The sequence below is a fragment of the Rhizobium sp. 2YAF20 genome, from assembly GCF_052114685.1.
Lineage (GTDB): Bacteria > Pseudomonadota > Alphaproteobacteria > Rhizobiales > Rhizobiaceae > Rhizobium.
The window spans coordinates 227,837-247,307 of the sequence record NZ_JBFRFF010000003.1 but is presented as its reverse complement, the minus strand read 5'-3'; the positions used below and the strand labels follow the sequence as shown (position 1 = coordinate 247,307).

At 61.7% G+C, this 19,471-nt stretch carries 17 protein-coding genes and 1 riboswitch; of the genes, 14 read left to right on the top strand and 3 right to left on the bottom strand.

The window, feature by feature from the left end; genetic code table 11:
• The first annotated feature begins 92 nt into the window (after positions 1-92).
• Entirely contained in the window at positions 93-1,556 is a 1,464-nt protein-coding gene (locus tag AB4Z52_RS07230; RefSeq protein WP_442217228.1) for a cobyric acid synthase, read from the top strand.
• A 52-nt stretch (positions 1,557-1,608) separates the two neighbouring features.
• Here the strand turns inward: AB4Z52_RS07230 and AB4Z52_RS07225 are convergent, their stop codons facing one another.
• Together AB4Z52_RS07225 and AB4Z52_RS07220 are read right to left on the bottom strand one after the other, a co-directional pair.
• The gene (locus AB4Z52_RS07225) at positions 1,609-1,863 is read right to left on the bottom strand and encodes a hypothetical protein (RefSeq protein ID WP_442217227.1); all 255 of its coding nucleotides are present in this window, start codon (positions 1,861-1,863) and stop codon (positions 1,609-1,611) included.
• Positions 1,864-2,055: 192 nt separating this feature from the next.
• Positions 2,056-3,846, bottom strand: coding sequence for a chloride channel protein (locus AB4Z52_RS07220; protein ID WP_442217226.1), 1,791 nt, complete (start codon positions 3,844-3,846; stop codon positions 2,056-2,058).
• Positions 3,847-4,019: 173 nt separating this feature from the next.
• A riboswitch (cobalamin riboswitch) is annotated at positions 4,020-4,416 on the top strand.
• 156 nt (positions 4,417-4,572) lie between these two features.
• On the opposite strand from AB4Z52_RS07220, the gene cobU reads away from it, so the two are divergent.
• From cobU to cobO, 5 genes are read left to right on the top strand one after another with little or no spacing between them, the layout of a single operon-like run.
• Entirely contained in the window at positions 4,573-5,097 is a 525-nt protein-coding gene (gene cobU / locus AB4Z52_RS07215; protein WP_442217224.1) for a bifunctional adenosylcobinamide kinase/adenosylcobinamide-phosphate guanylyltransferase, read from the top strand.
• Positions 5,098-5,102: 5 nt separating this feature from the next.
• Positions 5,103-6,149: a cobalamin biosynthesis protein CobW gene (gene cobW / locus AB4Z52_RS07210; RefSeq protein ID WP_442217223.1), complete on the top strand. Its 1,047-nt coding sequence runs from the start codon at positions 5,103-5,105 to the stop codon at positions 6,147-6,149.
• A gap of 10 nt (positions 6,150-6,159) precedes the next feature.
• Positions 6,160-10,134: a cobaltochelatase subunit CobN gene (gene cobN, locus AB4Z52_RS07205; RefSeq protein ID WP_442217222.1), complete on the top strand. Its 3,975-nt coding sequence runs from the start codon at positions 6,160-6,162 to the stop codon at positions 10,132-10,134.
• Complete coding sequence (locus AB4Z52_RS07200) at positions 10,131-10,724, top strand: dimethylsulfonioproprionate lyase family protein (RefSeq protein WP_442217221.1); 594 nt, start codon at positions 10,131-10,133, stop codon at positions 10,722-10,724. Before cobN ends, AB4Z52_RS07200 begins: the two co-directional genes overlap by 4 nt.
• Positions 10,721-11,365 carry a cob(I)yrinic acid a,c-diamide adenosyltransferase gene (gene cobO, locus AB4Z52_RS07195; protein WP_442217220.1) on the top strand — a complete coding sequence of 215 codons (645 nt, stop codon included), beginning with the start codon at positions 10,721-10,723 and terminating at the stop codon, positions 11,363-11,365. Before AB4Z52_RS07200 ends, cobO begins: the two co-directional genes overlap by 4 nt.
• A gap of 10 nt (positions 11,366-11,375) precedes the next feature.
• On the opposite strand, the gene AB4Z52_RS07190 is transcribed toward cobO, so the two are convergent.
• Positions 11,376-12,161, bottom strand: coding sequence for a TSUP family transporter (locus AB4Z52_RS07190; protein WP_442217219.1), 786 nt, complete (start codon positions 12,159-12,161; stop codon positions 11,376-11,378).
• Between the two features lie 210 nt (positions 12,162-12,371).
• On the opposite strand from AB4Z52_RS07190, the gene AB4Z52_RS07185 reads away from it, so the two are divergent.
• The 8 genes from AB4Z52_RS07185 to AB4Z52_RS07150 all read left to right on the top strand — a co-directional run bounded on the left by AB4Z52_RS07185 (position 12,372) and on the right by AB4Z52_RS07150 (position 19,442).
• Positions 12,372-12,767, top strand: coding sequence for a cobalamin biosynthesis protein (locus AB4Z52_RS07185; RefSeq protein WP_442217293.1), 396 nt, complete (start codon positions 12,372-12,374; stop codon positions 12,765-12,767).
• Positions 12,768-12,957: 190 nt separating this feature from the next.
• The gene (locus tag AB4Z52_RS07180) at positions 12,958-13,917 is read left to right on the top strand and encodes a nucleoside hydrolase (RefSeq protein WP_442217218.1); all 960 of its coding nucleotides are present in this window, start codon (positions 12,958-12,960) and stop codon (positions 13,915-13,917) included.
• A gap of 317 nt (positions 13,918-14,234) precedes the next feature.
• Positions 14,235-15,077, top strand: a complete 843-nt coding sequence (gene cobA, locus AB4Z52_RS07175; RefSeq protein WP_442217217.1) for a uroporphyrinogen-III C-methyltransferase — start codon at positions 14,235-14,237, stop codon at positions 15,075-15,077.
• Complete coding sequence (locus AB4Z52_RS07170; protein ID WP_442217216.1) at positions 15,074-16,381, top strand: cobyrinate a,c-diamide synthase; 1,308 nt, start codon at positions 15,074-15,076, stop codon at positions 16,379-16,381. Before cobA ends, AB4Z52_RS07170 begins: the two co-directional genes overlap by 4 nt.
• The gene (gene cobD, locus AB4Z52_RS07165) at positions 16,378-17,376 is read left to right on the top strand and encodes a threonine-phosphate decarboxylase CobD (protein ID WP_442217215.1); all 999 of its coding nucleotides are present in this window, start codon (positions 16,378-16,380) and stop codon (positions 17,374-17,376) included. The genes AB4Z52_RS07170 and cobD overlap by 4 nt, the downstream gene beginning before the upstream one ends.
• A 3-nt stretch (positions 17,377-17,379) precedes the next feature.
• Positions 17,380-18,357 (top strand): adenosylcobinamide-phosphate synthase CbiB, encoded by a 978-nt coding sequence (gene cbiB / locus AB4Z52_RS07160; RefSeq protein WP_442217214.1) that lies wholly within the window; start codon positions 17,380-17,382, stop codon positions 18,355-18,357.
• Between the two features lie 143 nt (positions 18,358-18,500).
• The gene (locus tag AB4Z52_RS07155; protein ID WP_442217213.1) at positions 18,501-18,989 is read left to right on the top strand and encodes a L,D-transpeptidase; all 489 of its coding nucleotides are present in this window, start codon (positions 18,501-18,503) and stop codon (positions 18,987-18,989) included.
• A gap of 174 nt (positions 18,990-19,163) precedes the next feature.
• A complete protein-coding gene (locus AB4Z52_RS07150; RefSeq protein WP_046797252.1) occupies positions 19,164-19,442 on the top strand; it encodes an acyl carrier protein in 279 nt (92 codons plus the stop codon).
• Positions 19,443-19,471 lie beyond the last annotated feature (29 nt).

Genomic DNA, 19,471 nt, shown 5'->3' with positions numbered 1-19,471 from the left:
GCAAAAGCAGGATCGCCGCAGGCATGGAAAGAGGCTGAAATGGGGCAGAACGGCGGATTTCCAGTGGCATCGAGGTTGCGAGCCTTGCGCCGATGACCAAGGCAATCATGCTGCAGGGAACCGGCTCAGATGTCGGAAAAACGGTATTGGTGGCCGGGCTTTGCCGCCTTGCCGCAAATAGAGGGTTGAAGGTTCGCCCGTTCAAGCCGCAGAACATGTCGAACAATGCCGCCGTGGCCGAAGACGGAGGCGAGATCGGCCGGGCGCAATGGCTGCAGTCGCTCGCCGCGCGCGTGCCCGCTTCCGTGCATATGAACCCCGTGCTCTTGAAGCCGCAGTCGGAAAACGGCAGCCAGATCATCGTGCAGGGGAAAGTCTGGGGGCAGGCAAAGGCACGCGACTACCAAGGGCTCAAACCGCAGCTGCTTGGGGCGGTGCTCGACAGCTTCGCGACGGTGTCGGCAGGCGCGGATCTGATCGTCGTCGAAGGCGCCGGATCGCCTGGCGAAATCAACCTCAGGGCCGGTGACATTGCCAATATGGGCTTCGCCACGCGCGCAAATGTGCCGGTGGTGCTTGTCGGCGACATCGACCGCGGCGGGGTGATAGCCTCGCTCGTCGGCACGCATGCCATCCTGGCCGAGGAAGACCGGCGGATGATCGCCGGCTACATCATCAACAAGTTTCGCGGCGACGTATCGCTCTTCGACGATGGCATCAGGTCGGTCGGGGATTTTACGGGTTGGCCCTGTTTCGGCGTGGTGCCATGGCTCAAAGCGGCTGGCCGATTGCCGGCCGAGGATTCCGTCGTACTGGAGCGGCTAGCGAAGGGCGCCAGCGGCGCTCTCAAGATCGCGGTCCCGGTTCTCTCCCGCATTGCCAATTTCGATGATCTAGATCCATTGCGGGCGGAGCCCGATGTCGAACTCGTCTTCGTGCGCGCAGGCGAAGTCCTGCCTGCTGACGCCGCCCTGATCGTTCTGCCCGGCTCGAAATCGACGATCTCGGATCTACTCGATTTTCGGGCGCAGGGATGGGACCGCGATCTTGCGGCTCATGTCCGGCGTGGTGGCAGAGTGATCGGCATTTGCGGCGGCTACCAGATGCTCGGCCGTCTCGTGCGCGATCCGTTCGGCATCGAGGGTCCGGCAAGCGAAGTCCAGGGCCTTGGCCTTCTCGACATCGAGACCGAAATGACGCCGGAAAAGACGGTGCGCAACAGCGGCGCCTGGTCGAGCGAGCATAACGTTGCTTTGTCGGGTTATGAAATCCACCTTGGCGTCACCCGCGGACCCGATTGCGAGCGGCCGTCATCGGTGATCGACGGCAGGGCAGATGGTGCCATCTCCGCCGATGGACGCGTGATGGGAACCTATCTGCACGGCCTGTTCGGCAGCGACGCCTACCGCGCCGGATTGCTGCGCAGCTTCGGCCTGTCAGGCGAGCGAATGAACTACCGGGAGAGCGTCGACCGAGCACTCGACGACGTGGCCGCAGAGCTGGAAGCGGTGCTCGACAAGCGCTGGCTCGACGATTTGCTCGGCTCGCGGGCTTAGGCTCAAGGCCTGTCGCTCAACCCGCCGGCAGCCATTTCGCGTGGCTCGCCGTTCAGGACGGGCAATCCAGCAAGATGATGACGGCGTCGAATGGGACAGGGGTTGCCACCTCGCTCCAGTGACCTTTGCCGCTGACGTCTTCCATCTGCCAGACCGATCCAGCCTCGACGAGGCGCATCTCGTTGTCGCTTGCCGTGACTTTCAGCGCACCCGACAAGCAGAACAGGATTTGACGATGAGGCGACCGATGCAACTCGCCGGCCCAGCCAGCCGGTATCCGGATGGCCACATAGCCTTTGGCCGACATCGTTGGAGAGGCCAGAAAAGGGGCGTGCGGGAGACGCAAATGCGATCTCGTGCAAGGGCAAGTCGAACACGCCGAAACGGCTTTCTCCCGCTGCATCCTCCGTCAGATGCAACACGTTGAATGCGTTACCCATCGACGCGCCTCCATGGCTTCGAATTTTAGCACAGAGGTGATCTCAGTTCCCTGAACTGACTAAATCTCGCCGGAAACCTCGCGCCGCCTGCGGTCGAGCTCTTCCGAATATCGCCTCAGGGTATGGCTCTCGGAGAGCTGGCCGACGACCTTGCGCTCGATCAGGTTGTTGACGACGGCAAGTGCTTCGCTCTCGGTCTTGTCGAAGATCGCCGCTGCCTGCTTGGCGTTCATCTGCGGCAGTAGGAAATCGTTCCTGTAGCGGATGAAATCTCCAAGGTCGCGGCTTTCCTCATCCTTTTCCACCGGGCTTGCATAGATGTCCGGCACAAGCACGATGCCGGCGTATTTGTCGGCGTCGTCAAGCAGGATCACGCGTTGGGTGGAGCCAATTGGGAAATCGTGGCGGAAGTCGGCAAACGTCATGTTGACATTGGCGGTGCGGATGTCGGGTCGCATCATCCGGTTGACGGTAAGGTTGCGGATCCAGCCGACGTCGTGGGCGCTGCGGATGCTCTCGCCGCGCAGATGGAAGCGCCATGTCGCGAAGGAGTAGCCGAATGTGGTGCGCACGACCATGGAGGAGGTGATGACGGCCGCAAGGACGAGCGCAGTGATCGGGAAGTCGCCGGTGATCTCCAGTGCCAGGAACGTCATCGTCAGCGGTCCGCCGATGACGGCGACGGCGAGCGAACTCATGCCGACGACTGCATAGATGACGGGGGTGAGCGTGGCGTGGTCGAAATAGGGAGCGGAATAGGCAAAGATCTTGCCAATGAGCGATCCCATGAACAGGGAAGCAAAGAAGAGGCCGCCACGGAAGCCCGAGCCGATCGACACCGCCGATGCCAGCGACTTCAGCATAAGGATGCCGAGCAATGCGGGGATCGCTAAATCGCGACCAAGGTTCAGGTGCAGTGCACCGTGGCCGGCGGACAGCACCTGCGGCGAGACAATGGCCAGGAGGCCGACGACGAGGCCGCCGAGTGCTGGGCGGAACGGCAGGGCGATCGAACTCTTTCGCGCCAGTTCCTCGATGAAGGAGACGCCTTGCATCAGCAGGATGCCGAGGCCGGCGCAGAGCGCCCCAAGCAGCACGGCGGGGATGTAGTCGGCCGGAACGACGCTGCCGAATGCGCCGATGTCAATCATGACATTGCTGCCCGAAAGCAGTCTTGCAACCACGGTCGAGACTAGCGCCGAGACGACGACCGGCGTCAGCGTGACGATGGTGTAGGTGCCAATGATCAGCTCGAAGGCATAGAAGGCGCCCGTTAGCGGCGCGTTGAAGGCGGCAGCAATAGCGCCGGCCGCACCGCAGCCGACCAGCGTTCTCAAGTCTGAGCGGCGTAGTTTCAACTTGTAGCCGAGCTTGGAGGCGATGCCGGCGGCAATCTGGGTATAGCCGGCCTCGAGGCCGACCGAGGCGCCGAAGCCGTTCGAGATCAGGTTCTGGACCGCAACGAGAATGCTGTCGGTGAGCGACATGCGGCCGCCATGCAAGGCGTTGGCCTCAATCGGGTCGACCATCGGCTTCTTGCGGGTCTTGGCAAGGATGAAGATCAGCAGCCCCAGCAACGCGCCACCGACCACGGGAGCGGCAAGCAGCAGCAACTTGTTGTCGAATTCGGAGGAGCTCAGCCGGTCCGTGTCGTTGATCCCGAAAATCAGCCGATGCATCTGCTGCGATATCAGGCTCATTGCCGTCACCGCACATCCGGAAGAAACACCGACGGCGATGCCTGCAAAGAGCAGGCCGAGCTCGCTGCGTCGAAGAGCTGCTCTCAGCCGATCGAAATCGAATAGCAGACGGAGAGCGCCGAAGCGGCGCGGACGGAATCTCTGGAGCATGAAATACGACTTGAAATGGAGGCAAGACCGATGCTTCGAGCCTTATAGACCCCTTAAGTCAAGGAATTGCGGCAAAAGACCGGCAGGGCTGAGCTTTTTCGCGTCGTCTGCTGTGGGAAGAACGATCGGCGACATTCCCTTCGAGATTGACTCCATTCCGTCGTTTGCCTAACCATGAGGCAATAGCGAATGGTTCCCAGGCGGCGGCGTGCCGCAGGGGATGAAAAGGGAATGTGAAGGGGCGGACCCAAGTCGGGCGCCTTCATCACAGCCGACCCCGCGACTGTAGAGCGGTCAGGGTCTTCCGTTCGGCTTCGAAGGCTATTCTTGCCGGCTGTTTGCAATGGTGCGGACGGGCAGGATGGTGTCGGAGCCGAAAAAGCCACTGGCATGGCATCGTGATCTACCAGGGCTGGACGCCTCCTTATCTACGAATCGTCCGTCCTCACGATGACCGCCGGGAAGGCAGGAAGATCCGCAGGCCCGCGATCAGTGGACACCGGTTTCCGGCCCACTGATCGCGGTGCCGCACCCGCGAGCCAGGAGACCTGCCAATCGTGCCGGGCGACAAGCCCCACCCAAGGGACCGACGTCCCGCTGCCAGCACGGAGGTTGTCATGGCTGAAACACTTGCTTTGCGCGTTTGCTACTTGCGCGTTCTACCGATCCAGACGGCCGCATTGAGCGGCCTCGTGCGACGCGTCGCGTGAGGATCGGAACCCGCTGATGTCCGCCCTTTCATCCGGCGCCACCCTCGTGCTTGGCGGCGCGCGCTCCGGCAAATCCCGTTTTGCAGAAAAGCTCGTTACCGATTGCGGTCTCGAGCGCCACTACGTCGCGACCGGACGCGCGTGGGACGACGAGATGCGCGACCGTATCGAAAAGCATCGCTCGGACCGCGGCGCGCTTTGGACAACCCATGAGGTGCCGCTCGATCTGGTCGGCCAGCTGTCATCGATCGATCGCGAAGACCGTGCGATCCTCGTCGATTGCCTGACACTTTGGGTCACCAATCTGATGATCGAGGAGCGGGACATTCCGGCCGAATTTATAGCACTTGTGAATTACCTGCCGCAGGCGAAGGCGCGCATCATGCTTGTTTCCAATGAGGTCGGTCTTGGGATCGTGTCGGAAAACCGTATGGCTCGGGATTTTCGCGACCATGCCGGCCGGCTGCACCAGATGATCGCGGCAATCGCTGCGGACGTATATTTCGTTGCGGCCGGATTGCCGCTGAAAATGAAGGGTTGACCCGTATGAACCAGAAGATCCCCGCCACCGTCATCACCGGCTTTCTCGGCGCGGGCAAGACGACGATGATCCGCAATCTCCTGCAGAACGCCGGAGGCAGGAAGATCGCACTCATCATCAACGAGTTCGGCGATCTTGGGGTCGATGGCGACGTGCTCAAGGGCTGCGGCGCCGAGAATTGCACCGAGGACGATATCATCGAGCTTACCAACGGCTGCATCTGCTGCACCGTCGCCGATGATTTCATCCCGACCATGACCAAGCTTCTGGAGCGTGACGTTCGCCCGGACCACATCGTCATCGAGACCTCCGGGCTGGCCCTGCCGCAGCCGCTGGTCGCTGCCTTCAACTGGCCTGACATCCGCACGCAGGTGACTGTGGACGGGGTCATCACCGTCGTCGACAGCGCGGCGGTCGCCGCCGGGCGCTTTGCCGATGACCATGACGCGGTGAATGCCGCAAGAGCCGAAGACGCATCGCTCGATCATGACAATCCGATCGAGGAGCTTTTCGAAGATCAGCTGACCTGTGCCGATCTCATCATTCTCAACAAGACGGACCTGCTCGATGCGGGAGGTATTGCCGGCGTGCGCGCCGAGGTCCTGTCGCGCACGCACCGCAAGCCGACGATGATCGAAGCGCGCAATGGCGAGGTCTCCGCGGCGGTGCTGCTTGGCCTTGGCGTCGGTACCGAGGGCGATATCGCCAACCGTCAATCGCATCACGAACTGGAACATGCGGACGGCACTCCGCATGACCATGACGAATTTGACAGTTTCGTGGTGGAACTTGCCGGTATAGACGATCCCGCCGCGTTCATCGAACGCCTGAAGAGCGTTATCGGGACCCATGACATCCTGCGCCTCAAGGGTTTCGTCGATGTTCCCGGCAAGCCGATGCGGCTGCAGCTCCAGGCCGTCGGCAGCCGCGTCGATCATTATTTCGATCGGGCCTGGCGTCCGGGCGAGGCAAGGGCCACGCGGCTTGTGGTCATCGGGCTGCATGACATGGATGAGAAAGCCGTGCGCGAGGCGATCGCGGCACTGGTCTGAGGCAAATTGAATGCATCTCCTGCTAGCCCAGAAAGGAACGATCGCCGACGGCGAGGAGGCGATCGACCTTGGCCAGTCGCCGGGCGATATCCTATTCCTGTCGGCGGCCGATACCGAGATTGCGGCGATGGCGGCAGCGCACGGGCAAAGAGAGCAATCCCATTCGCTGAGGCTTGCAAGCCTCATGAGCCTCAAGCATCCGATGTCGGTCGACACCTATGTCGAGCGGACGGCGCGGTATGCGAAACTGATTGTCATCAGGGCGCTCGGCGGTGCCAGCTATTTTCACTATGCGCTGGAAGCGTTGCATGCCGTCGCTGCAAGGCAGGGTGCGCTGATTGCGGTATTGCCCGGCGATTCCAGGCCCGATCCTGGCTTGACGCCGTTTTCGAACGTGGGGCTCGAGGACCTCAACGCGCTCTGGTCCTACCTGATCGAAGGTGGAGACGCCAATATGCGGGCGTTTCTTTCCTATGCCGGAGCGATGTTGTCGGCAACCGAGAAACCGCAACCGGCGTCGCCGCTGATGAAGGCGGGAATCTGGTGGCCGGGGCGAGGGGTGATCGGGGTCGAGGAGTGGCGGCGGGTTGCGACAACACCCCCCACTGTCGGCCGGGCCGACATCTGCCCCCTGGTGGGGGAGATGCCCGACAGGGCAGAGGGGGATAACACTCAGCATACGTCCGTCGTCGCCATCTCCTTCTACCGCGCCCTCGTCCAGAGCGGTGAAACCAAACCCATCGAGGCGATGATCGAGGCGGTGCTGGCCGAGGGCATGCGGCCGCTGCCGGTCTTTGCCTACAGCCTCAAGGATCCGGTATCAAAGGGCATCCTCGAAAGCGTCTTTGCCGAACTTTCGCCCGAGGTCGTCATCAACACCACGGGCTTTGCCGTCTCCGCTCCCGGCGCGGATCGGCAGCCGACGGTATTGGAGGCGAGCGATGCCGTGGTGCTCCAGGCGATCTTCTCGGCTTCGTCGAGGCAGGCCTGGGCCGCGTCGGCGCTGGGGCTTGCCGCCCGCGACCTCGGCATGAACGTCGCTCTTCCCGAAGTCGATGGCCGCGTGCTTTCGCGCGCGGTGTCGTTCAAGGCTGCAGCGCGCTACGACGAGCGGGTTGAGGCCAACATTGTCGGCAGCGAGCCTGACGAAGACCGCATGCGCTATACGGCGAAGCTTGCCGGCAACTGGGCGCGGCTGCGGCAGACGAAATCAGCCGATCGGCGGGTTGCGCTGATCATGGCCAATTACCCGAACCGCGACGGGCGCCTTGGCAATGGGGTCGGGCTCGATACGCCGGCGGGCACAGTCGAGGTGCTGCGGGCGATGGCCGAAGCGGGTTATCCGGTTTCCAATATCCCTGCCGACGGTGATGCGCTGATGCGCCATCTGATGGAAGGGCCGACCAATTCCGGCCGCGATGGCAAGGTCATTCGCGTAAGGTTTTCGCTCAACAGTTACATGGCGTTCTTTGCGTCTCTTCCCATTCAGATTCAAGGTGAGGTGACAAAGCGATGGGGCGCGCCCGCGGCCGATGCCTATTTCCTCGGCGATGCCTTCGCGTTGCCACTCACTCGCTTTGGTGAGCTTGTCGTCGGCATCCAGCCGGCGCGCGGCTATAATATCGATCCGAAAGAAAGCTACCATTCGCCGGACCTCGTGCCGCCGCACGGTTATCTCGCCTTCTACGCCTTCCTGCGCAACGAATTCGGCGCCCATGCCGTCATTCACATGGGCAAGCATGGCAATCTGGAATGGCTGCCGGGCAAGGCGCTGGCCCTGTCGGACAGCTGCTACCCCGAGGCGATCCTCGGGCCGATGCCGCATCTTTATCCCTTCATCGTCAACGATCCGGGAGAAGGGACGCAGGCGAAACGCCGGACCAGTGCCGTCATCATCGATCATCTGACGCCGCCGCTAACACGTGCGGAGAGCTACGGCCCGCTGAAGGACCTCGAGGCGCTGGTCGACGAATACTACGAGGCATCCGGCGTCGATCCGCGCCGCATCAAGCTGCTACGCAAGCAGATCCTCGACCTGGTGACCGATATCGGTCTCGATCAGGATGCCGGTATCGCCAAGGGCGAGAGCGAGGACAGCGCGCTGCAGAAGCTCGACGCCTATCTCTGCGACCTCAAGGAAATGCAGATCCGCGACGGGCTGCATGTGTTCGGCGTTTCGCCGCAAGGCCGGCTGTTGACGGATCTGACGGTGGCGCTGGCGCGGGTGCCGCGCGGTTTGGGCGAGGGCGGCGACCAGAGTTTGCAGCGGGCTATTGCTGCAGATGCGGGGTTGGGTTCTGTGGGTGCAGCATCCCCCTCTGTCGGCCGGGCCGACATCTCCCCCACAAGGGGGGAGATCAACATGACGCGAGAGGTTGCCACAGCAATCTCCCCCTTTGTGGGGGAGATGTCCGACAGGACAGAGGGGGGCGGACCCTCTTCTGCAAAAAAGTTCGATCCCCTGGACTGCGACATGGCCGCCCCCTGGACCGGCCCCCGCCCGCAAATCCTCGCCGATATATCGAACGACCCATGGCGCATTCAAGGCGATACCGTCGAACGCATCGAGCTCTTGGCCTCGGCGATGGTGGATGGCAACATTGCCTGCCCGAACGCATGGCTGCGCACTAAACAGGTTTTCGACCAGATCGAATTCCGTCTCAAGCCATCGATCCTTGCCTGCGGAAAGGCTGAAATCGAGGGCCTGCTGCGCGGGCTCGACGGACGCTTCGTGCCCCCCGGACCTTCCGGAGCGCCGACCCGTGGCAGGCCGGACGTGTTGCCGACCGGTCGCAACTTCTACTCGGTCGACAGCCGAGCAGTGCCAACGCCGGCCGCCTATGAGCTCGGCAAGAAATCCGCCGAGCTGCTTGTTCGCCGCTATGTGCAGGATCACGGCGATTGGCCGGTTTCCTTCGGGCTGACGGCCTGGGGCACCTCGAACATGCGCACCGGCGGTGATGATATCGCGCAGGCGCTGGCGCTGATCGGCGTCAAGCCGATTTGGGATATGTCGTCGCGGCGCGTCACCGGCTACGAGATCATTCCGCCGGCGATGCTCAGGCGGCCGCGCGTCGATGTGACGCTCAGGATTTCAGGCTTTTTCCGCGATGCCTTTCCCGACCAGATTGCGCTGTTCGACAAGGCGGTGCGGGCGGTCGGCGCCCTTGACGAGGATGCCAGCGACAATCCGATCGCCGAGCGCATGCGCGGCGAGGCCGCTCGGCTGGAACTTGCGGGTCTCGACGAAGCCTCAGCGCAGCGCCGCGCCGGCTACCGCGTGTTCGGCTCGAAGCCGGGTGCCTACGGTGCAGGGCTGCAGGCGCTGATCGACGAGAAGGGCTGGGAGCGGCGGGCCGATCTGGCGGAGGCCTATCTCGTCTGGGGAAGCTATGCCTATGGCGCCGGCGAGGAAGGACGCGCTGAGCGCGGCGTGTTCGAGGAGCGGCTGCGCTCGATCCAGGCAGTGGTGCAGAACCAGGACAACCGCGAGCACGATCTGTTGGACAGCGACGACTACTATCAGTTCGAAGGCGGCATGGCAGCGGCGGCCGAACAGCTTGGCGGCAGTCGTCCGGCGATCTACCACAACGATCATTCCCGCCCGGAAAAGCCTGTCATTCGGTCTCTCGAGGAAGAGATCGGACGGGTAGTCCGCGGGCGTGTCGTCAATCCCAAGTGGATTGCAGGAGTGATGCGTCATGGCTACAAGGGAGCGTCCGAAATTGCCGCGACGGTGGATTATCTCTTTGCCTTTGCGGCAACGACAGGTGCCGTGCGCGATCATCATTTCGAGGCAGTCTACCAGGCGTTTGTCGCCGACAGCCTGGTGCGCAATTTCATGGAAGAGAAGAACCCGGCCGCGCTTGAGGAGATGAAAGAGAAGCTGATGGAGGCAATCGAGCGGCAGCTTTGGACCCCACGCAGCAATTCGGCACGTTTCGATCTTGCCGCAAGGGAACAGCCGAGGAAACGCGTCAGATGAAACAGATCGCTGATTTGCTTGCGTGCTTCCAAGCCCACCTTTCCTCCCGCAACGACGATCTTGTCGCTCGCTTCACCGCCGGCTTCGAGTGGGATATGGCCGAACGGAAGCTCGAGCCACATATTCTGCCAGTTGTCGAATACCTCAAAGACATCGCCCCGTATGCCGGAACGCCGGAACTGCTGTCTGCGCTTGCTGCCGCTGCCAAGGTTCTGCGCTGGGGGCAAACCTATGGGGCCGGCGATTTCGGCGAGGATTTTCTGCAGCGCTATGGCTGGGTAGAGCTTTTCGGCACGCGCGGCCATTTCGCAAGCGAGGACATGGCGGGAGGTTTCCTGCTGCTCGGGCCCGACATCGTCTATCCCGACCATCATCATGTCGCTCTGGAAATCTACATTCCGCTGACTGAGGGCTCCCTTTGGAGCAAGGACGGCGGGGCATTTCAGCCACGCGCCGCCGGCGAAATCATCCATCATCCTTCCGACATCCGTCATGCCATGCAGACACGTACCGAGACACTGGTGGCGCTTTATCTGTGGCGCGGCGGGCCGTTGGCGCAAAAATCAAGAATTTCAGGGAGAGACCAATGAGCGAAGAAAACGATGAAATCGTCTCCGGCACAGGGAAGGGCGACGACACGCGTCATGCAGACAAGATGGCCAAGAAGAAGGCCGCGCGCGACAAGATCATGGCGACGAAGACCGACGAGAAGGGCCTCATCATTGTTCACACCGGCAAGGGCAAGGGCAAGTCGTCGGCAGCCTTCGGTATGATCTTCCGCCACATCGCCCATGGGAAGCCCTGCGCCGTTGTGCAGTTCATCAAGGGCGCGATGTGGACCGGCGAGCGCGATCTCATCGAGAAGCACTTTTCCGATATCTGCCAGTTTCATACCATGGGCGAGGGCTTCACCTGGGAAACGCAGGACCGCGCCCGCGATGTCGCAGCGGCCGGCGCTGCCTGGGAAAAGGCGAAGGAGCTCATCCGCGACGAGCGCAATTCCATGGTGCTGCTCGACGAGATCAACATTGCACTGCGCTATGATTATCTCGATTTGAACGAGGTGATCGAGTTCCTGAAGACGGAAAAACCTGACATGACGCACGTCGTCCTGACCGGGCGCAACGCTAAGGAGGAACTCTTCGAGATCGCCGATCTCGTGACCGAGATGGAACTGGTCAAGCATCCCTTCCGTTCGGGGATTAAGGGGCAGGCCGGGGTCGAGTTCTAACCGTCGGACGCTAGATCCCGAGCCACACCCTGACCGGATTGGTCGGGTCGGCGATGAGTTTGACCGCAAAGGCAAGACAAACGACAACGAGAAGAGGTTTGATAATCTTTGCGCCGATGCGCATGGCGACCTTCGATCCGACCTGCGCTCCGAGGAACTGGCCGAGACCCATCGTCAGGCCGACTTTCCAGAGGATGGCGCCGGAAAAGATGAAGACGATCAGGGCGCCGAGGTTGGAGCCGAAGTTCAAGAGCTTGGTGTGCGCCGTGGCCTTCAGGAGCCCGAAGCCTGCGAGCGTCACGAAGGAAAGCATCAGGAACGAGCCGGTGCCCGGGCCGAAAGCGCCGTCGTAAAAGCCGATTAGCGGCACGAAGGTCAGGCCGAACAGCATGGGGGTCAAGCGCCTATGCTTTTCCACGTCGTCAAGGTTCGGCTTGAATGCGAAATAGAGCGCGATGGCGATCAGAAGGAAAGGCATGATGATGCGCAGCGCATCGCTCGGCATTATCGTGGCGAGCGCTGCGCCCAGCGCACCTCCGAACACTGCCATCAGCGCCATTGGCAGCTGGTCGCGGAGCTTTACGTGACCGTTGCGCGCATAGGCAAGCGTTGCAGACCCGGCACCGAATATCGATTGCACCTTGTTGGTTGCGAGCGTCTGCAACGGTGGTATGCCGGCGATCAGCATGGCTGGCACGGTGATCAGCCCGCCGCCACCTGCGATCGAATCGACAAAGCCAGCAAAGAATGCGGCGGCAAATAGCAGGAGCAGCAGATTGAGGGCGATATCTTGCAAGGCGGGGACTCAAGGGAGGTGGTGGCGATGCGAGGCCTTGTTGCATTCGCGGCGATTTCCGGCAACCGTTGTTTTGGAAGCGTGGGCGAAATTGACGTCATGCCGGGCAGGGGATAGACACGATCTCCTGCCGTTTCAGAGAATGCTCCCTTGGCCGCTCACTTAGAAGATCTCAATCCGACCGACAATTCCGCGCGATATGTTCTGGGCATGGGCTGCGAGCGCGACGCTCCGGTAGAAGACGTCGCCGCCCTGGCGCTCAGCGCCCTGGAACAGGCGGGCATCACGGCGAGCGAGATCCTCGCGCTGGGCTCGATCGATGCGAAAACTGAAGAGCCGGCGATCCTTGCCACTGCCGCGCTACTCGGCGTTGTTGCCCGATTTTTCGATGCCGCCACACTCGAACGGGAAACGCCAAGGCTCGCCAATCCGTCCGATCTCGTCTTTGCCCGCGTCGGTTGTCACGGAGTTGCTGAGGCAGCGGCGTTGGCGGCGGCTGGCACTGCGGGTGTTCTCGTTGTCCCGAAGATCAAATCCGCCTTCGCGACCGCTGCAATCGCCAGAATCGTCTGGCCAAGCTTCCGCACGGGCGTGCAGACCCTTTAAGCCATGTGGGACGCTGGCCGGCCCATCGTCGCATAGAGACTGGCCAGATCCTGATGCATGCGCATGGGCTGTGACCTAATCGCGCAAAGCCGCATCTAATATTGCGGAAATAGCCGCCGTGGGTATGGTGACGCACCCGCCGATTGCCACTCGTCTGGCGTCGGCTGAAGAAGTGTAACAAGGACCTATCATGCATAAAGTCATTTATGACACGGACCCGGGCGTTGATGACGCAATGGCTCTGCTCTTCCTGCATCGCCACCCGCAGATCGATCTCCTCGGCGTGACCACGGTATTCGGCAATGCCGCCGTCGAGACGACGACCCGCAACGCGCTGTTCCTGAAGCGCGAGTGGAACATACTGTGCCCCGTCGCCAAGGGCGCCAGCGTGACGCTCGATCCCTCGCGCCAAGAGCGGCCTTGGCCGACCTTCGTGCACGGCCATAACGGCCTCGGCGATATCGATCTGCCCCAGGCCGTCGATCTGCCGACCGATCCGCGTCCGGCCTACCAGTTCATCATCGACACGGTCCGGGCCAATCCGGGCGAGGTGCGGCTTGTGGCCGTGGGACGCATGACCAACCTTGCCCTGGCGCTGAAGCAAGACCCCGAGATCGCAGGACTGGTGAAGGATGTCGTCATCATGGGCGGCTCCTTCTATGTTCCAGGCAACGTCACTCCGGTGGCCGAGGCCAATATCCACGGCGATCCGGAAGCAGCCGACGTCGTCATGACGGCCGCATGGAAGGTTGTTGTCATCGGCCTTGACGTCACTGCGATTACGACGATGAGCCGAAGCTATCTCGGCGACATGGCCAAGGCCGGCGGCAAGGACGTTCAGCTGCTCAACGAGCTGTCGCAATCCTATATCGACTTCTACAAGCACGCCGTCGACGACGGCATGATGGTGCATGACAGCTGCGCCAGCGCCTATATCGTCGCCCCGGAGCTCTTTACCAGCATCGAGGGTGCGGTGCGCGTCGTCTGCGGCGGTATTGCCGACGGCCAGACGGTGGTGAAGCCAGCTGGCAAACACTTTCCACCGGGAGACTGGGACAATCTGCCGAGCCAGATCGTCTGCACCAGCATCCAGTCCGAAAAGGTCGTGGACCTCATTCGCGACACCATTCTGGGCGGCGCTGGACACTGATGTCTTCGTTGGAAGGGGCGGCTCGACGCCTTTCTCCCGCTTGCGAAGGCGATGCCTTAAGCTCGAATCATTTCAATTTCCTACGATTAGGCGCTCATAATTTGGATGAGGGTATTGATAGTTTGATTCGGTTTTCTCCGGTAAAGGCCGCGTCGCACAGGGAGAACCGCATAGCGCGCAAACCAACGCATCGCCGGCCAAGTTGATCTACGATTTGCATACCGCTGAAAGCCTGCCATTTGGCAAGGCAGCTTCAGCGGGCGGCAGGCGCGTTCGCAAGATTGCAATTTCGATTGGGCGGGCATAGGACAGCAGGGATGAACGATAGCGCATTTTCCAACCTGCCGGCGTTGGAGCCGGGCAGCGTCTGGCTTGTGGGAGCCGGGCCCGGCGACCCTGGGCTTTTGACGCTGCTTGCCGCCAAGGGACTGGCAGAAGCGGATGTCGTGGTCCACGACGCGCTCGTCAACGAAGACTGCCTGAAGCTCGCCCGCCCAGGTGCATCGCTGGAGTTTGCGGGCAAGCGTGGCGGCAAGCCATCAGCCAAGCAGCGCGATATCTCGCTGCGGCTGGTCGAGCTTGCGCGCGCCGGCAAGCGCGTGCTGCGACTGAAGGGGGGCGATCCATTCGTCTTCGGGCGCGGCGGCGAGGAAGCGCTGATGCTGGTGGCGCATGACATTCCATTTCGCATCGTTCCCGGTATCACCGCCGGGATCGGCGGACTTGCCTATGCCGGCATCCCCGTCACCCATCGCGACATCAACCACGCCGTCACTTTCCTGACCGGGCACGATTCCTCGGGGCTGGTGCCGGATGCGATCAACTGGGAGGCGATCGGCAAGGGCTCCCCCGTTATCGTCATGTACATGGCGATGAAGCATATTGCCCAGATCAGCGCCAATCTGATTGCCGCAGGCCGGTCCCCTGACGAACCCGTCGCCTTCGTCTGCAATGCGGCAACGCCTCAACAGCAGGTACTGGAGACGACGCTCGGTGAGGCGGAAGGTGCCGTTGCCGCCTCAGGCCTCGAGCCTCCGGCGATCGTGGTCGTTGGCGAAGTCGTTCGCCTGCGGCCGTCGCTGGACTGGCTTGGCGCGCTTTCCGGGCGCAAACTGCAGCCGGAAACGAGGCGGGTTGCTGCCCGCAAGGTCCCGGCATGAGCGGCCTGTTGATCGCGGCACCGTCCTCCGGCTCCGGCAAGACCACGATCACACTTGGCCTCCTGCGCGCCCTTGGCAAGCGGGGCATTTCCGTGGCTCCCGGCAAGGCTGGCCCCGACTACATCGATCCCGCATTCCATACTGCGGCAAGCGGCACGCCCTGCCTGAATTTCGATCCCTGGGCAATGCGGGCCGAATTGATATCCGCCAATGCCGCCCTGCATCGAAGCGGCGGCCGAACCCTCGTCATCGAGGCGATGATGGGACTGTTCGATGGTGCGGTGGACGGCCGGGGAACGGCGGCGGATCTGGCGGCGATCCTCTCGCTTTCGGCGATATTCGTCGTCGATGCCTCGCGGATGTCGCAGTCGGTTGCCGCACTCGTCAGCGGCTTTGCCAATTTCCGCGCCGATATCCGCATCGCCGGCGTCATTCTCAACCGTGTCGGAAGCGACCGCCACGAGGCGATGCTGCGCAGCGCGCTGGATGCGATCCGGATGCCGGTCGTCGGCGTCGTCAGTGCCGACAAGGCCCTTGCGCTGCCGGAGCGGCATCTGGGCCTTGTCCAGGCGCAAGAGCATTCGGGTCTCGAGGAGTTCATCGAGCGCGCCGCTGAGGCGGTATCGGCCGAGTGCGATTTCGAATTGCTGCTTCGTGCCGCGCAGCAGGGAAGCGTGCGGCCCTCAACCGCCAACATCGCGCGCTTGCCGCCGCTCGGCCAGCGCATATCCGTTGCCCGCGATATCGCCTTCGCATTCTCCTATGAGCACATGCTGCTGGGCTGGCGTCGGCGCGGTGCGGAAATCTCGTTTTTCTCGCCGCTTGCCGACGAGGCTCCGGCGGCTGACGCGGATGCGATCTATCTGCCGGGCGGCTATCCGGAGCTACATGCCGGGACGATTGCCGCGGCTGAGAAATTCCGCGCGGCAATGAACGAGGCAGCCGGACGCGGCATCCGCATCTATGGGGAATGCGGTGGCTATATGGTTCTCGGCGACGGGTTGGTGGATGCATCGGGAAAGCGCCACCGGATGCTGGGGATGCTGCCGGTGGTCACCAGCTATGAAACCCGCAAAAGACATCTCGGCTATCGGCGTGTTACGCCGCTCAGCCGCGACTATTTCAATCGCCCGATGACGGCGCACGAATTTCATTATTCGACGATCGTCTCGGAAGGCGAAGCGGATCGATTGTTTGCCGTAAGCGATGCCCTCCATGTCGAACTTGGAAATGCCGGTCTGCGTCGCGGCAATGTAGCAGGTTCCTACATGCATCTGATCGATCTTGCCGGAGAGGAAGAATGAGCGGAAGGATCGCTCATGGCGGCGGCGTCACGGCGGCGGCGCGCATCTATGGCGGCGAACCGCGGGAATGGCTCGATCTGTCGACCGGCATCAATCCCAACCCGGTGGCGCTGCCGGACATCTCGGTCACCGCCTGGCACCGGCTTCCGGATGAATATCTGGTGGAGCAGGCAAGACAGGCGGCTCGGGGCCACTATCGCAGCGGCGATATCCTGCCTCTGCCCGTCCCCGGAACGCAGTCCGTCATTCAGCTCCTGCCGCGGCTCGTTCCGCCGGGAAAGCGGGTTGCGATCCTCTGCCCGACCTATGGCGAATATGCGCGCGCCTTCCAGGCCGCGGTTTTTTCGGTCGATGCGATCAGCGACATTGACGCTCTAGGCGACGACTGTGGGCTGGTCGTCGTCGTCAATCCAAACAATCCTGACGGACGTGTGATCTCCCTCGAGCGGCTGAGGGCCCTTTACTCCCGGCTTGCGCGCCGCGACGGATTACTCGTCGTCGACGAGGCGTTCGGCGATATGTCGCCGGAGGCGAGCCTTGCCCCCTATGCCTTTGACATGCCGAACCTCATCATATTCCGCTCCTTCGGAAAATTCTTCGGCCTTGCCGGTCTTCGTCTTGGCTTTGCAATCGCGGATGGGGCGATCCTTGAGAAATTCGAGGAGTGGTTGGGACCATGGGCGGTCTCCGGACCCGCATTGTCGATCGCCGCATCATTGCTCTTAAGTGATCAGACCTCGATTTTCCACCGCATCCGCGAACGCCGGCGTGCGCTTGAGGAGGTACTGGCAAGGAGCGGGCTCAAGGTGGCTGGCGGAACGGATTTGTTCGCCCTCGTTGCCGATCACCGGGCGAGCGACATATATACGCACCTGGCCATGCATCACATTCTGGTCCGCAAGTTCGATTATGCCGGTGATTGGCTACGTTTCGGCCTGGCGCCGGACGAGGAAGCCGATCAGAGGCTGGCGCGGGCGCTGGCTGAATTTGGATAGACGATGATCGACGAACATGTCCTTATCCTGGTTCTGGCGCTGCTGCTCGATCGGCTGATCGGCGATCCCCATTGGCTATGGTCGCATGTGCCGCATCCCGTGGTCGTCTTCGGCAAGGCAATCTCGTTCTTCGATCGCAAGCTGAATTTGAAACGGCTGACTGCCTCGACGCGGAGGCGCAACGGCGTCGTTGCGATCTTGCTGCTGCTCGTTGCAAGCATTGTTGCCGGTTCAGTGCTGCATGTATTTCTCAGCATCTTCGGCTGGTTCGGCATCATGGTCGAAGCCTTGCTGGTGGCTATCTTTCTCGCGCAGAAAAGTCTTGCCGATCACGTCAACGACGTCTCCAACGCGCTACGCAGCGATGGACTTGCCGGCGGCCGGATCGCGGTTTCGCGCATAGTCGGCCGGGACCCGGAAACGCTTGATGAGGCCGGCGTATGTCGGGCGGCGATCGAGAGCCTTGCGGAGAATTTTTCGGACGGCGTCGTGGCGCCGGCGCTCTGGTATGCGGTCTTCGGGCTGCCGGGCCTGTTCATGTACAAGATGCTGAACACGGCGGATTCGATGATCGGCCATAAGTCGGAAACCTATTTCGATTTCGGCTGGGCCGCAGCCCGGCTCGATGACATCGCCAATTGGCCGGCGGCAAGGCTGTCGATCCTGCTGATTGCCGTTGGTGCGCTGGCCAAGAACGGTATCGCGGCACTCAGCAATACGATCAGGGTCGCGATGCGTGATGGCGGCCTGCATCGCTCGCCGAATTCCGGCCGCCCGGAAGCTGCGATGGCGGGTGCGCTCGACATCCAGCTTGCAGGCCCGCGCGTCTATGGCGGCGAGACCGTTCGCGAACCGATGATAAACGGGGCGGGACGCGACGTCGCCACCGTCAGTGATGTCGAGGCGGGGGTGATGATCTTCTATTCGGCCTGCGACATGCTTGCCTTCACGGCTTTTGTTCTCTTCCTCGTCCTGCTTTGAGCTTGCCTATCGCCGCTGCAATATAAGCACGGGCGTAATCGCGCGAGAACAGTGCTCGTCTTAAGTGAATATAATCAAATTCCCGATAGTGTCCCGTCAGTCGAAAACGTCCCGCTTCAAGGGGCGTGACAGAGGGGACGAAGATGAAGAAGACCATGGCGGCGGTTGTCGCGACTTTATGCTTGCAGTTTCATGCCGTTTCCGCAAATGCGGGGATGCTTGTTGCCGAGGTCAGCATTCCGACACAGACAATGACCGTCACCCAGGACGGCGTTACCAAGTATCACTGGAAGGTTTCGACCGCTCGGAAGGGCTATTTCACGCCCACGGGCTCCTATAGCGCGCTCTGGCTTTCACGCGATCATCATTCGAAGAAATACGACAATGCGCCGATGCCCTATGCTGTATTTTTCGACGGCGGCTATGCCGTCCACGGGACCGTCGAGGTGAGGCATCTGGGTCAGCCGGCTTCGCATGGCTGTGTCCGACTGCAGACGGAAAACGCCGCCAAGTTCTTCGCGCTCGCATCCGAGGTTGGTCTGCACAACACGCATATCATCATCAGGGGTGAGCCCGAGCGCGTCGCGAGCAACGCGGTCGAACACCTCGCCCTAACACAGCACGACAGGTAGCGGTAGGCTCGGCGATATCGCGCGATGGGCGGTTTGCGGTGCCGGAATGGGCCGGCATTGCTGTTTGGGCAACAGTATCTCCGCAAATTTCTGCAGGCTCTGGCTGATACCATTGGCTTTTGGAATGGATTTCCCTATGACGAGGGCTGAACTATCATTTCAAGAGGTACGGGCGTGACTGCTACATTCGATAAAGTTGCCGACATAATTGCAGAGACGAGCGAAATCGATCGTGAGACGATTACGCCGGAGAGCCATACGATCGACGACCTCGGCATCGACAGCCTCGACTTCCTTGATATCGTCTTTGCTATCGACAAGGAATTCGGCATCAAGATTCCGCTGGAACAGTGGACGCAGGAAGTGAACGAAGGCAAGGTTTCGACGGAGGAATATTTCGTCCTCAAGAACCTCTGTGCCAAGATCGACGAACTGCGCGCTGCCAAGGCCTGAGCGACCGTCCAATCTTTTTTAACGCCCTG